Raw genomic sequence first — 13,939 nt, 5'->3', positions numbered from 1 at the left:
TTTTATTTTATAGGAGAAAGAAGAAATGAAATATATTTTATCAAAAACAAATAATCCTTATTTTAATCTTGCGGCAGAAGAATATATAATTAATAATTTAAATGAAGATCTTTTTTATGTTTATGTAAATAAACCATGTGTGATTATTGGAAAAAATCAAGATCCAATGAATGAAACAAATATTAAATATTTAAAAGATCATAATATCTTACTTGTAAGAAGAGTTTCTGGGGGAGGCGCTGTTTATCAAGATTTAGGGAATGTAAATTATTCTTTTGTTTTAAAAGATAAAGCAAAAGATATATATAAATTTGAAGAATATAGTAAACCAATTGTTGATTTTCTAAAAAATAAGTTATATGTGAATGCTGAATTTGGTGGAAGAAATGATATCCAAATTGAAGGCAAAAAAATCTCTGGAATCGCTCAATTTGTAAGTAACAATAATTTAATATTTCATGGAACTTTAATTTTTAATGTAGATTTTAGTAATGTAAGTAAAATTCTTACACCAAACTACGATAAAATTATTTCAAAAGGTGTTAAATCTATTCAAAAAAGAGTAGGTAATATCTATAGTGAATTAAAAGAAAAAATTACAAAAGAACAATTTATCGGTCTTTTAATTGATAACATAGCTAATGAAAAAGAATATAAGTTTTCTGAAGAACAATTAAAAGAAATTGCAAAAATTGCAAAAGAAAAAGAAGAAAAAATTACTTTTTTATTAGAAAAAAGAAATCAATATCAATTTAAAAAAAGTGAATATATTTCTGGTTTTGGAACTATTCAAATTTATTTTAATCTAAAAAATCAAGAAATTTCGCAATTTGAAATTTTTGGGGAGTATTTTTCTAAATATAATACTGATGATTTAAAAGATATATTTATTGGAAAAAAATATGATCAAAATACAATTAAAGATATTGTTTATAAAATTAAAGATTTTGAAAATTATTTTTATAATTTAAATCGTGATAAATTAGTTTCTCTTATTATGCTTAAATAATTTTAATTTATAATGGAAGAAAATAACATAATAAAATTAAGAGCAAAGATAAATCAAAAAGCAATCATTTTTTTATATTCAAAAATAATCATAATGATTGTTTTTTTAATAATTAGTTTTATATTTATTTTTTCAATATATCAATTTTTTTTTAATAATGGCCAAATTAAAGATAAAAATTTTAATGCTTGAAAAATGGAAGGAAATGCTTGAGTTATTTATTTTTGATTTATTTTAAGTTTTATTTCTTCGCTTACAGGAATATTGGGAGATATTTTTTTACATCGAGATAATAAAAAATGTTTCTTTTTTTATTTTAGTTTTATTTTTACTTATTTTTTAAGTTGCATAATTTTATTTTTATGATTTGAAGCTCTTGAACAAATCATAGTTTTTTTCTTGGTATTATTTGCATATTTGAGTTGAGGAAAAGAGAAAAAGATTGATAAAAAAATCGCATTTGCAAATTGATATTTAGTTTTTTTCTTATTAGTTTTTTTATTTTCCTTTACTTTTATTTTTGCTAAACTTATTAAAGTTTTATTAGATGATACAAATTTTGCTGATGAGGCAGCTTATTTAGATGCTTTTATTACTTTAAGTTTTTTGATTGGTTGATTTTTATTAATTAAAAAAAATATCCAAGCTTATCTTTTTTATCTTTTATCTACGATTGGAGCGATATTTCTTGCAATAGATTATCATACTTGAATCTATCTTTTTAGTAATTTTTTCTATTTGTTTCTTTATTTTTTGGGAATAAATAATTGAATTTATCTTGCTAAAAAAGAATAATAAAAAAAATTAGCAAAAAGTATTGACTTTTGCTAAATAATTTATTATCATATTAGCAGAATAAGTTGTTGTTTGCTAAGGAGGTGAATATTATCGAAGATCGAAAATTTAAAATTCTCTTATTAATTGTTGATGAATATATAAATACAGGAAATGCGATATCATCTGATTTGCTTGTAAATAAATATCCTAATTTGAATATTTCATCAGCAACAATTCGAAATGAAATGGTAAAGCTTGAAAATGAGAATTATATTGAAAAGGCGTATAAGTCTTCTGGTCGCATTCCAACAAATAAAGGTTATAAATTTTATATTGAAAATTTTGCAATTGATGATTATTCACTTACAAATATCCGAAGTAAAATAGATAAAATATTTTCAAAAAGATCAGAAAATATTGAAGAAATGATTGAAAAAGCTTTAAAAATTATTAATAAAGCAACAAATACATTTTTAATTTCAAAAGATGAAGATAAAGATTATTTGGTAGAAGATTTAAAGCTTTATAAAATTAATGAAAAAAGAGCAATGATTGTTGCTGTTTCTTCTTCAGGAAGACTTTACAATGAAGAATTAAATATCGAAAATTTTAAATTTAAAGATATTGAAAATTCATTTAAAATAATTTCTCAACGACTTATTGGTACAAAAATTAAGGAGGTAAAGGAAAAATCATCTTTAATTTCTGAACTTGTAATTAAAAAATTACAATTTGTAGAGAAAAAATTTAAATTATTTATTGAAAAATTAATTATTAGTTTATTTCCTACGGAAGAAAAATATTATGGAATTAATTCCCTTGTAAATATTCCGACGTTAAGAGAAAAAGAGCAATTTGAAAAAGTTTTTGAAATGGTAGAAGATAAAACGATCTGAGATCTTTTAGATTCACATTCAGGAACATTAATAAAAAATCAAGAAAAAAATTTGACAATATCATTTGATTTTAATCAATTAAAAGATATTTCAATTATTAATAAAATTTTAAAATTAAATAATAATAGTTGAAAAAAAATTACAATAATTGGTCCTAAAAATCAAGATTATAAAAAAATTATTACAATGATAAATTTACTAGATGAAAATATAGATGAAAATATAAACGATTAAAATGAATCAAAAAATGAATGATAATACACAAGAAATTGAAAAAACAATAAAAACAGAAAAAAATACTCCTCACTATAAAAATTTTGGAGCGAAGGAGAAAGAATTGAAATCAGCTAAAAGTGAACGAAAAATTAAAGAATTAGAAAAAAGTTTAGAAGAACTTCAATTCAAAAATTTAAACTTACTAGCTGAAATGGAAAATTTGAAAAAAAGATTGGAAAGAGAACGCAAAGAAATTATTTCTTTTAGTAATATTTCTCTTTTACAAGAATTAATTCCAACAATTGATATGTTTAAAAGAGCATTAAATGCAAAAAATATTTCTCCGGAAATTGAAAATTGATTAAAGGGATTTGAAATGATCAAAAATAATTTTAATCAAATTTTAGAAGGGATTGGTGTAAAAGAAATAGAAGTAAAAAAAGGTGATGAATATAACGCTAAATATCATGAAGCGATAGATGCAAGATACTCTGATCAAGTTGCAAAAAATAATATTTTAGAAGTAAATCAAATTGGTTATCTTTTAAATGATCGTTTAATTCGTCCTGCTTCAGTAGTTGTATCAAAAGGAATTGAATTAACAGAAGAAAAATCAATTGAAAAATCAATTGATAATGAAGAATCAAAAAATAACAAATAAAGAAGGTATAAAATATGAGCAAAAAAATTATCGGAATTGATTTAGGAACAACAAATTCAGTAGTTGCTATTATGGATGGAGCAAAGACAAATGTATTAGAAAATCCTGAAGGAAATCGTACAACACCATCAATTGTTGCTTTTAAAGGTGACCAAATAATTGTTGGTGAGGCAGCTAAAAGACAAGCAATTACAAATCCAAATACAATAATTTCAATTAAACGTTTAATGGGAACAGAAAAAAAAGTTCAAGTAAACGGAAAAGAATATAAACCTGAACAAATTTCAGCAATGATTCTTTCATATTTGAAAGAATATGCAGAAAAAAAATTAGGAGAAAAAATTACAAGAGCAGTAATTACTGTTCCAGCCTATTTCAACGATGCAGAAAGAACAGCAACAAAAAATGCTGGAAAAATTGCTGGTTTAAATGTTGAAAGAATCATTAATGAACCAACAGCAGCAGCTCTTGCTTATGGACTTGATAAAAAAGGAAAATCAGAAAAAATTCTTGTTTATGATTTAGGGGGAGGGACTTTTGATGTTTCTATTCTTGAATTATCTGATGGAACTTTTGAAGTTTTATCTACTGCTGGAAATAATCGTTTAGGGGGAGATGATTTTGATAAAGTTATTGTTGATTTTATTTTAGATGATTTTAGAAAAAGTTATGGAATTGATTTAAAATCAGATAAAATGGCAATGCAAAGATTAAAAGATGCAGCAGAAAAAGCAAAAAAAGATCTTTCTGGAGTATTAGAAACAAATATTTCATTACCATTTATTTCTTCAAGTGATTCTGGACCAATTCATTATGAATCAAAAATCACACGTGCTCAATTTGAAAAAATGTCAGATCATTTATTACAAAAAACATTAGAACCTTTAAGAAAAGCAATTAAAGATTCTAAATTAAATATAAGTGAAATTGATGAAGTATTAATGGTTGGTGGTTCTACAAGAATTCCTGCTGTAAAAGCTCTTGTTGAAAAAGAAACAAATAAAAAAGCAAATACATCAATTAATCCTGATGAAGTTGTAGCTATTGGAGCTTCTATTCAAGCTGGAGTATTATCAGGAAATGTAAAAGATGTTTTATTATTGGATGTTACTCCACTTTCATTAGGGATTGAAACTCTTGGTGGGGTAATGACAAAATTAATTGATCGTAATACAACAATTCCAACTTCAAAATCTCAAATTTTTTCAACAGCAGATGATAATCAACCCCAAGTTGATATTAATATTTTACAAGGAGAAAGATCAATGTCTTTTGATAATAAATCTCTTGGAAGATTTACATTATCAGGAATTGAACCAGCTCCAAGAGGAATTCCGCAAATTGAAGTTACTTTCTCAATTGATGCAAACGGGATTGTTTCTGTAAAAGCAAAAGATAAAAAAACAAATAAAGAACAATCAATTACTATTTCAAATAGTGGTTCTCTTTCTGAAAAAGAAATTGATCAAATGATTAAAGAAGCAGAAATTAATCGCGAAAAAGATCAAAAATTAAAAGAAGAAATTGAAACAATAAATGAAGCACAAACATTAGTAAACGAATTAGAGAAAAGTCTTAATGATCCAGAAAAAAGCAAACAATTTACAGATCAACAAAAAGAAGAATCTAATAAACAATTAGATGAATTTAAAAAATTAATTGAAGAAAAAAATATTAGTGAACTTAAAATGAAATTAGATCAAATTCGCCAGCTTGCAGCACAATTTAAAAATATGCAAGATATGAATTTAAATAACCAAAATAATGATGCTAATAATCAAACAGAAAATGATCAAAAAGATTCAAAAGAAAGCGAAGAAGAAGTTATTGATGTAAAAGAGGAAAACTAAATTAGTTTAGATTTCCAAAAATTAAAAAAACTAAAACTATTTTAGTTTTTTTAATGTAAAGTATTATCAATAAGGATAATTATGGATTTATTAACACAAATAAAAAAACGTAAAGCTACAAAGGAATATAATCCTAATAAAAAAATAGCAAAAGAAACATTAAAGTATATTTTTAATTTTATAAATAGTGCTCCTACTTCAATGGGAATTGAACATTGAAGACTTTTATCTGTAAGATCATTAGATGTTAAGAAAAAAATTGTTGATGGTTTTATGGAAGGAAATAAGCAAAAATTTTTAGATAGTTCTGACGCTCTTATTTTTATTACTAAAAATAAAGAATGATTTCGCGATCAAAAAAATCATCAAGAACTTCAAAAAATTATAAAAGCAAAAAGCAAAGCTTATATGGAAGAATTTTCAATTAAATCTTCTCCTGAAAAGATAAATGAAATTGTCGAAGCGGAAATAAAATCATTAAGAACAGGAAAAAATTTAAATGTTTTAGTAGATGATATTACAGAATGATCTAAAAGACAAGCTTATATTGCATTAGGTTATACACTTGTAATTTCAGCTTTAAAAGATATTAATTCAACACCAATGGAAGGATTTACAGAAAAATTAAAAGAACTGCTTTTAAAAGAGAAATTAATTTCAAAAGAGGAATCGGTTTCAGTTTGCTGCTTGTTAGGTTATATTGATAATACAAAACATCCAACGATTGGAAATAAACAACTTCGTATTGATTCTAAGGAAAAATTTACAGTAAAATAAAAAAATGGCAACAAAAAAAGATTACTATGAAATTTTAGGAGTAAGCAGAAATGCATCAGAAGATGATATTAAAAAAGCTTATCGAAAATTGGCGATGAAATATCATCCTGATCGTAATCCTGATAATACAAAAATTTCAGAAGAAAAATTTAAAGAAGTAAATGAAGCAAAAGAAGTTTTATTAGATAAAAATAAACGTAATCTTTATGATAATTATGGACATGCTGGTGTAAATCAAGCTAATCAAGGAAGAGGGGGATTTAATCAAGGTAATTTCAATACCGAAGATTTAAATTCAATTTTTGATGAGTTTTTTGGAGGAAATCCATTTGGTGGATTTAGTGGCTTTTCAGGATTTACAAATGTTAGAAGAAAAGGATTAAATGTTATTCAACAAATAACAATTAATATAAAAGATGCATTCAAAGGTAAAACAATCAGTTTAAGATTAATGAATGGATCAATTAAGAAAATTGAAATTCCTGCAGGGATAAACGACGAAACTACTTTGAGACTTTCAGGTGAAGGAAAAGCAGGAATAAATGGTGGTCCTCGGGGAGATTTATTATTAAAATTTAGAATTGAAAATAATACCAAATTTGTCCGTAAAAATAATGATTTATTTTATATTTTAGATGTTAATTATTTTGATTTAATGGAAGATAGTAAGCATACAATTGAAGGAATAGATGGACAACCAATTGTTTTTCATATTCCTGAATTTTCAAATCCCAAAGCCTTAATTAGAATTAAAAATCAAGGATTTACAATTTTACGAGGAAAAGGAAGAGGAAATCTTTATATCCAAATAAATTTAAAAATGCCTAAAAAAATTAAGCGAACAGGAAGAAAATATATTGAAGCCTTAAAGCAAGAAACAAAATATTAAAGTGTGTTATAATTTTATTAATTATAATGTCTTGAATTAAGGAAATTAAATGTTATCTTTCAAAAGTATTTTTTATAGTAAAAAAAGAAAAAGAGAAATTCTTGAGCTATTAGCATTAGATGAGACAAAAGAATTATCATTTGATTGAAAAAATGAGATCAAGATAAGTGATATTGAAGAAAAGCTTAAGAGTGAGAGTAATTACACAATTATAAGCGATGATCAAAAATAGATCATCGCTTTTTTTATTTTTCTAAATTATTATAATTAAAATAATAAATTCCAAAATTATCAATTAAATTAATAAAAGCTGTCGTAATTGATCAAGGATAAATTCCTGCTCCTAATTTATCATAATTAGTTAATTGATATGCTATCATCTGTGAAGTTCAAAAAATAAAAGCAATTAAGAGTAAAATGTTAGTAACTAATCAGACAATCTTAATTTTGTAAATATTATTTTTAAAATCAGTAATGATCAATCATCTTTTAATAATAAGAATTGTTGAAAAAGTAAGTGTTGGTCAATAATCAATCTCTCCTTTTTGAAAGATTCAAGGATTATTAAAATTTTGCGAAATTTGAATTAAAAATCAGAAGATCAATAAGATTGTTGCAATAATTGTAATAGGAATTTCAATTCTTAAAATTCTTTTTTTCTTTTCATTTTCTTTTTGATCAAGATTGAAAACTATTTCATTAGGAATAATTAAAAATCATCTTTCAAAAAAGAAAATTATATTTAAGCTAAACCAAGATCAATAAAGATTATTCATTCCAATATTTAAAATATCATCAGGAAGAAATAAAATTATTGTTCAAAAAGAAAAACCGATTGTAAACAAGATGGCCATAAGCAATCTATAAATAAATCGGTTTTTCCTTATAATAGTCATAATAAAATTAATTTTAATACAAAACTAAAATATTATATTTACTTTTTAATTAATTCTTTTTTTGCAATTTCAGAAAGTGAAGTAAATTCTTTAGGATTATTAAGTGCAATATCCGCAAGCATTTTTCTATCAAGTTCAATTTGAGCTTTCTTTAATCCATTCATAAATTGTGAATAAGATAATCCATTAGTACGTGCTGCTGCATTTATTCTTTTGATTCAAATTTTACGAAACTCTCTTTTTACTTGTTTACGATCACGAAAAGCATATTCATTAGATTTTCTAATTTGTTCTTTTGCAGATTTGTAACCAATGCTTTTATGTCCAAAATAACCTTTTGCTTGTTTTATTGTCTTTCGATGTCTTCTATGTTTCGTTACAGCTGATTTTGCTCTTGCCATATCTATGAATCCTTTCTATACCAAATCTTTATATCTTTTACGATCAGATTTAGACATATCAGTACCCTTACGAGCTTGTCTTTTATTTTTTGTTGATTTATTTGCAAAAAGATGAGATGTTTTTGCTTTCCCTCTTTTAATTGAACCAGATTTTCTAACTTTTATTCTTTTATTTAAAGAACTTTTTGATTTCTGTTTAGGCATTAGTGTTCTCCCTATTTATTTTTTTTAATCGGTGATAAGTAAGCATCGTAAAATCTGCCATTTAATTGTGGTTTTTTATCAATTTGAGCAATATCATTAAGTTTTTCAATAAATTGATTCATTTTTTCAAAACCAATTTCTTTACTTACGATTTGTCTTCCTTTGAAAGCTAAAGAAATTTTTACATTATTTCCTTTTTCAATAAAACCACGTGCTGATTTAATTTTTACATCTAAATCATTTAAACCAATATTAGCACTTATTCTGATTTCTTTTTGCTCTATAATTTTTGATTTCTTTTTGTTTTCTTGTTCTCGTTTTTTTCTTTCATAGCGAAATTTTCCATAATCTATTATTTTAGCTACAGGAATTTTTGCATTCTTAGATATTATTACAAGATCAAGTTCTTGTTCTCTTGCTTGTCTTAAAGCTTCGCTTTTATTTAAAATACCAATTTTTTTTCCATCACTATCAATTACTAAAAGTTCCTTTATACTATAGGGAATTCTTTCATTTATTAGATCTTGGTGGTGATCACGTTGACGACCTTGATATTTCTTTTTAATTCTGATTGCTATTTTAAACCTCCTAATAAATCAATAAATTGAATTATTTTTAATGTTTTTAACCTAGTTCAATTAATTGCTAAATTATAAAATTAATCTCATAGGTGAAAGATTTATCTTTACTTTAAGTTAGAACAATCTTATTTTATCATTTTTTCTTTTATATATTAACAATAGTTAATATTTTAAATTTTTAATGATATAATTTAAACATTACATCAGCAAACACTATTTTATATGATGCAAAAGATAACTTATAGTTTTACAAGTAGATAAGCTGTAACATTGAAAGTATTAGTATCTTTTATTATATGAGAGAAGTGTTTTTGTTTTGTAATTTTATTTAAATTTATTCTAATATTTTAATTTAAAAAAAGAAAGAGATATTATAAATGTCAAGATATACAGGACCAAATAATAAAAAAGCAAGAAGATATAAATATTCAATTCTTGAAAATAATAAAGAATTTTTAAAAGGAAAGAAAAAAATTTCTATTCCTGGTCAACATGGTAATAAAAATCAAAAATTATCAAATTATGGAGAACACCTTTATGAAAAACAAAAAGTTCGTTACATGTATGGATTAAATGAAAAACAAATGAAAAGAACTTTTGAAAAAGCAACTAAAATGAAAGGTGTTTTGGGAGAAAACTTTTTATTTCTTTTAGAATCACGTTTAGATAATTTAATTTATCGTATGGGATTTGCATCTACAAGAAGACAAGCAAGACAATTTGTAAATCATGGACATGTTCGTGTTAATGATAGAAAAGTTGATATTCCTTCTTATGTTGTTTCCCCCGGAAGTAAAATTGAATTAAAAGATAAAAGTAAAAAAATTAATTTTATTAAGGACAATTTGGAAGCAGCAAGAATTGCTCCATTTGTAAAAGTTGATTCAAAAACATTAAGTGGCGAATATTTACGTTTACCAAAAAGAAATGAAATTTCTGGTCAATTAAATGAATCACTTGTTGTAGAGTTTTATAATCGTTAAAATAGGAGAAATTTATTATGCGTACAAAGATTTTATTACAATGTAGTCAATGTAATAATTTAAATTATTTAATTGATAAAAATAAAACAAAACATCCAGACAAATTAGAATATAAAAAATTTTGCAAGAAATGTAATCAATATACAATTCATAAAGAAAAGACAAAATTAAAATAAATTTTATATACTAATTATTGATAGTTAATTATTTTGAAAGCAAAAAAAAAGCAAAAAGCAAATGATAATCTCAAAAAGAAAAATTCTTCTTTTCTTTTGAGTTTATTTATAAATTACTTTAAACCCTCAACTTATGTTAATTCAATTCTAGATATTGATCTTGATGAATTAAAAAATCAAGGAATTAAATTAATTATTTGTGATTTAGATAATACATTAGTTCCGCATTTTCGAAAATTTCCAACTAATTCATCGATCAAGTTTTTAGAAAATATTAAAAAATATGATTTTAAATTTGTAATTATTTCAAATAATTCAGAAAAAAGAGTTAAATTCTTTGCAGAAAAATTAGGAATCAAGGAAGATTATATTGCTAATGCAAAAAAACCTTTTCCTCGTAAAACAAAAAGATTTATTGAAGAGAAATTTCAGGGAAAATATCGAAATTCAGAAATAGTAGTAATTGGTGATATGATTATTACGGATATTTTTGTAGCTAATATTTTAAGAATAAATTCAATTTTAGTCCATCCTTTATTTGAACCAGAAAAATTTGTGAATAGAATTTTAAGTTTTACAGAAAAAAAAGTATTCAAAAAATTATCAAGAGAAAATCTAATAACAACAAAACCAAATTATCAAAATAATGATAATTTAGATAAATATGAATTATTATAAATCCTTTATAAATATTTAGAAAGGAAAAAAAATAAATGAAGGAAAATCTTCAAAAGAATAAAAAAATTAAGGTAAATTGAATTGAAATTATTCTTTTTCTTTTCTGTACGATTGCTTCTAGTTATTTTATTTTTTCAAATCTTGATACTAACACATGAGATACTTATTTAATTTATGCAGATATTTTTATTGGTGTAATTGCAGCTCTTGCTCTTTCCAAAAGATATCGATATGCGTGAATTTTACTTTTAATTGATGCATGTTTTTATGGTTCTGTAATGTTTGCTACGGGAAATTATGCTCTTGCAATTGTAAATGTGATAATTATTCCTATTATTCTTATTTTTGCAGGAATAAATTGAAAAAAAGAGGGATTTACAAAAGAAAAGCTAATTAAAACAAGAAAACTTAATTTTTGACAAGGAATTTTATTAGTTACAATAATTGCAATTCTTACTATTGGTTTAGGAGTTTTTACAGGATATATTGTAATTGATTTAATTGGAGTTTCAAATGATGATATTCCAATTTATCAAATTGCTTTAGATGCTTTTAGTGCTTCTATTGCAGTAATTGCGTTTTCTTTTTCAATGATGAGGTATCGCGAAACTTTTTTTCTTTATACAATTTTAAATACTGTAAAAATCATAATGTTTTGTTTATTATTATTTTCTTTTGGAGGACAAGAAGGTTCAGAAAAAACAACTCTTTTTATTTCTTTAATTCTTGCTATTACATACTTTTTTAATGCTTTATATGGAATTTTTATGTGAAATAAAAAAAATTAATTTTTTAATAATAAATTCACTAATTAATTTTTGATAGAATAAATTTATGAAGAAGTTTACAATAAAATTAAAATGGAACGAAAAAAATTTACTATTAATAAACGATTAGATGTTTGAAATAATGACCCTAATTGTAAAGGAAGAAAGAATTGTAAAGATTTATTTGGAAGAGAAATTAAATTAGATCATTACAATTTAAAAGATCAATATGGATGAACAATAGATCATGTTAAACCTCTAGCTTTTGGGGGAGGAGATGAAATTGAAAATCTTCAACCTTTGCATTGAAAATCAAATTTAGAAAAAGGTGATTCACCTCATTTTTGTAAAAGGTTATAAAATATAAGTATGAATATTTTTGCTAATGTTGAAATTACTTTTAATTGTGATGTTGTAGATAAATCATCTTTATTTACAAATAATAAAGATAAACTTTATAAATTATTATTAGAAGTTGTAAAAGAATTAAAACAAAAAAGTAATTTTGTAGTTTCTCTTAATATAATTAAGGGTGAAAAAATAAAAAAATTAAACAAAGAATATCGTAAAATTGATAAAGAAACAGATGTATTATCATTTCCACAAAATGAGTTATTTGATAATATTTATGATTTGGGTGATATATTTATTAATGGTGATTTAATTGAAGAACAAGCAAGATCAATTAATTCTAATCAGGATACTGAATTTTTGTTTTTATTTATGCATGGATTGCTTCATTTAATAGGTTATGATCATTTAAATTCACTAGATGAAGAAAAAATGATAAATCGGCAAAAGGATCTTTTCAAAAAGTTAAAAATAAGAGAAAATGATTAATTGATTTAAACGTCTTTATCGTAAATTTAATAATGCCCTACATGGATTTTGAGTAATAATTAAAGAAGAAAATTCTTTATGAGTTCATTTTTTTGTTTCATTTATAGTGATAGTTTTTGGTGTTATTTTTGAATTATCTACAGTTGAATGAGCAATTATTATTACAATGATTGGACTTGTAATTGGATTTGAAATTTTTAATACAGCAATTGAATATTTGGTTGATGTTGTTTCTTTTGAATATAATGTAAAGGCAAAAAAAATAAAAGATGTAGCAGCAATGGCGACACTTTTTATAACTTTAATTGCAATTATTGTTGGTTTAATAATATTTATTCCTGCAATTCAAGAGAGTTTTAGTGATGATTCAACACCGCAAAATATGCAGGCAGTATATTATCTTTTATTAAAAAAATAAGGAATTTTAGTTAAAAAATGGAAGAAAAAAAATCCGGATTTGTTACAATTATTGGAAAACCAAATGTTGGTAAATCAACTTTAATTAATAAAATTATTGATCGTAAAGTTTCAATTGCAACACATCGCAAAAATACAACAAGAAATCAAATTAGAGGAATTTATAATCGCGAGAATGTTCAAATTGTTTTTATAGATACACCAGGATTTTTAAGTGAATATAAAACAAAATTAAATTTAGAAATGCAAAAAAGAATTAAAGAATCATTAATAGGTGTAGACATTATATTGTTTTTAATTCCATTTTGAGAAAAATTTGATGATGATTATTTAAGAAAAATTACATTATTAAATTTAGGAACAGAAAAAAATTTTCCAAAAAAATATTGTATTATTACAAAAATAGATTTAATTAAAGGTGATGAAGGGAATGAACTTAAGGAATTAGTACAAGCAATATTTCAACTTAATTACTTTGACAAAATAATTCCGATTTCTGGACTTAAAAATCTTAATATTGATTTACTTATAGAAGAAATTAAAAGTGATTTAACCGATAACATTTTTCATTATAGTGAGAAAGATTTTAAAGGTGGATCTGATCAATTTTATATTCAAGAAATAATCAGGGAAAAAATTCTTCTTTATTTAAATGAAGAAATTCCTCATAATATTTTTGTTCAATTAAAAAATATTAGTATTAAAAATAAATTAATTTCAATTGAAGCTGATATTATTGTAAATCGTGAATCACTTAAAAGAATTGTGATTGGAAAAGAGGGGATAAAAATTAAACAAATAGGTGAAAATGCAAGAAAAGAGATTGAAAAATATTTTGAAAATAAAAAAGTATTTTTGAATTTAATTGTAAAAGTAAAAAAAGATTGAGAAAATAAAGATTCAATAATTAAGGGTATATAA

Annotated in this window: 20 protein-coding genes; 16 read left to right on the top strand and 4 right to left on the bottom strand. The window is 23.5% G+C overall.

Annotation, left to right across the window (positions count from 1 at the left end; translation table 4 throughout):
- Positions 1–25: 25 nt before the first annotated feature.
- From lplA to X271_RS01720, 8 genes are all read left to right on the top strand, one after another.
- A complete protein-coding gene (lplA, locus tag X271_RS01755; RefSeq protein ID WP_025208755.1) occupies positions 26–1,009 on the top strand; it encodes a lipoate--protein ligase in 984 nt (327 codons plus the stop codon).
- Between the two features lie 12 nt (positions 1,010–1,021).
- A complete protein-coding gene (locus X271_RS01750) occupies positions 1,022–1,804 on the top strand; it encodes a nicotinamide mononucleotide transporter (RefSeq protein WP_025208754.1) in 783 nt (260 codons plus the stop codon).
- Between the two features lie 83 nt (positions 1,805–1,887).
- Positions 1,888–2,916: a hypothetical protein gene (locus X271_RS01745; protein ID WP_025208753.1), complete on the top strand. Its 1,029-nt coding sequence runs from the start codon at positions 1,888–1,890 to the stop codon at positions 2,914–2,916.
- 1 nt (position 2,917) lies between these two features.
- Positions 2,918–3,559, top strand: a complete 642-nt coding sequence (locus X271_RS01740; RefSeq protein ID WP_038462251.1) for a nucleotide exchange factor GrpE — start codon at positions 2,918–2,920, stop codon at positions 3,557–3,559.
- Positions 3,560–3,573: 14 nt separating this feature from the next.
- Entirely contained in the window at positions 3,574–5,409 is a 1,836-nt protein-coding gene (gene dnaK, locus X271_RS01735) for a molecular chaperone DnaK (RefSeq protein ID WP_128571642.1), read from the top strand.
- 81 nt (positions 5,410–5,490) lie between these two features.
- Positions 5,491–6,186: a nitroreductase family protein gene (locus tag X271_RS01730; protein ID WP_025208752.1), complete on the top strand. Its 696-nt coding sequence runs from the start codon at positions 5,491–5,493 to the stop codon at positions 6,184–6,186.
- A 4-nt stretch (positions 6,187–6,190) separates the two neighbouring features.
- A complete protein-coding gene (locus X271_RS01725; RefSeq protein ID WP_025208751.1) occupies positions 6,191–7,075 on the top strand; it encodes a DnaJ C-terminal domain-containing protein in 885 nt (294 codons plus the stop codon).
- 49 nt (positions 7,076–7,124) lie between these two features.
- Positions 7,125–7,307 (top strand): hypothetical protein, encoded by a 183-nt coding sequence (locus X271_RS01720; protein ID WP_025208750.1) that lies wholly within the window; start codon positions 7,125–7,127, stop codon positions 7,305–7,307.
- Positions 7,308–7,320: 13 nt separating this feature from the next.
- Here X271_RS01720 and X271_RS01715 read toward each other — a convergent pair whose 3' ends face one another.
- The 4 genes from X271_RS01715 to infC form a co-directional block, all read right to left on the bottom strand.
- Positions 7,321–7,929 carry a hypothetical protein gene (locus tag X271_RS01715; protein WP_128824174.1) on the bottom strand — a complete coding sequence of 203 codons (609 nt, stop codon included), beginning with the start codon at positions 7,927–7,929 and terminating at the stop codon, positions 7,321–7,323.
- Positions 7,930–8,009: 80 nt separating this feature from the next.
- Positions 8,010–8,372: a 50S ribosomal protein L20 gene (gene rplT, locus X271_RS01710; RefSeq protein WP_025208748.1), complete on the bottom strand. Its 363-nt coding sequence runs from the start codon at positions 8,370–8,372 to the stop codon at positions 8,010–8,012.
- A gap of 15 nt (positions 8,373–8,387) precedes the next feature.
- Positions 8,388–8,576 (bottom strand): 50S ribosomal protein L35, encoded by a 189-nt coding sequence (gene rpmI, locus X271_RS01705; protein ID WP_025208747.1) that lies wholly within the window; start codon positions 8,574–8,576, stop codon positions 8,388–8,390.
- An 11-nt stretch (positions 8,577–8,587) separates the two neighbouring features.
- Positions 8,588–9,094, bottom strand: coding sequence for a translation initiation factor IF-3 (gene infC, locus X271_RS03155; RefSeq protein ID WP_128824173.1), 507 nt, complete (start codon positions 9,092–9,094; stop codon positions 8,588–8,590).
- 440 nt (positions 9,095–9,534) lie between these two features.
- Between infC and rpsD the strand changes: the two genes are divergently transcribed.
- From rpsD to era, 8 genes are all read left to right on the top strand, one after another.
- A complete protein-coding gene (gene rpsD / locus X271_RS01700) occupies positions 9,535–10,140 on the top strand; it encodes a 30S ribosomal protein S4 (RefSeq protein WP_025208746.1) in 606 nt (201 codons plus the stop codon).
- Positions 10,141–10,157: 17 nt separating this feature from the next.
- Positions 10,158–10,316 carry a 50S ribosomal protein L33 gene (rpmG, locus tag X271_RS01695; RefSeq protein WP_025208745.1) on the top strand — a complete coding sequence of 53 codons (159 nt, stop codon included), beginning with the start codon at positions 10,158–10,160 and terminating at the stop codon, positions 10,314–10,316.
- A gap of 33 nt (positions 10,317–10,349) precedes the next feature.
- Positions 10,350–10,994 (top strand): YqeG family HAD IIIA-type phosphatase, encoded by a 645-nt coding sequence (locus tag X271_RS01690; RefSeq protein ID WP_025208744.1) that lies wholly within the window; start codon positions 10,350–10,352, stop codon positions 10,992–10,994.
- Positions 10,995–11,029: 35 nt separating this feature from the next.
- Entirely contained in the window at positions 11,030–11,782 is a 753-nt protein-coding gene (pnuC, locus tag X271_RS01685; protein ID WP_025208743.1) for a nicotinamide riboside transporter PnuC, read from the top strand.
- Positions 11,783–11,854: 72 nt separating this feature from the next.
- Entirely contained in the window at positions 11,855–12,121 is a 267-nt protein-coding gene (locus X271_RS01680) for an HNH endonuclease signature motif containing protein (RefSeq protein ID WP_025208742.1), read from the top strand.
- Positions 12,122–12,130: 9 nt separating this feature from the next.
- Positions 12,131–12,601, top strand: coding sequence for an rRNA maturation RNase YbeY (gene ybeY, locus X271_RS01675; protein WP_025208741.1), 471 nt, complete (start codon positions 12,131–12,133; stop codon positions 12,599–12,601).
- Positions 12,594–13,019: a diacylglycerol kinase family protein gene (locus X271_RS03305; RefSeq protein ID WP_025208740.1), complete on the top strand. Its 426-nt coding sequence runs from the start codon at positions 12,594–12,596 to the stop codon at positions 13,017–13,019. Before ybeY ends, X271_RS03305 begins: the two co-directional genes overlap by 8 nt.
- A 17-nt stretch (positions 13,020–13,036) precedes the next feature.
- Positions 13,037–13,939, top strand: a complete 903-nt coding sequence (gene era / locus X271_RS01665; RefSeq protein WP_025208739.1) for a GTPase Era — start codon at positions 13,037–13,039, stop codon at positions 13,937–13,939.

The sequence above is a fragment of the Candidatus Hepatoplasma crinochetorum Av genome, from assembly GCF_000582535.1.
GTDB classification, from domain to species: domain Bacteria; phylum Bacillota_I; class Bacilli_A; order Mycoplasmatales; family Hepatoplasmataceae; genus Hepatoplasma; species Hepatoplasma crinochetorum.
This window is presented reverse-complemented; position numbering and strand designations above follow the sequence as displayed.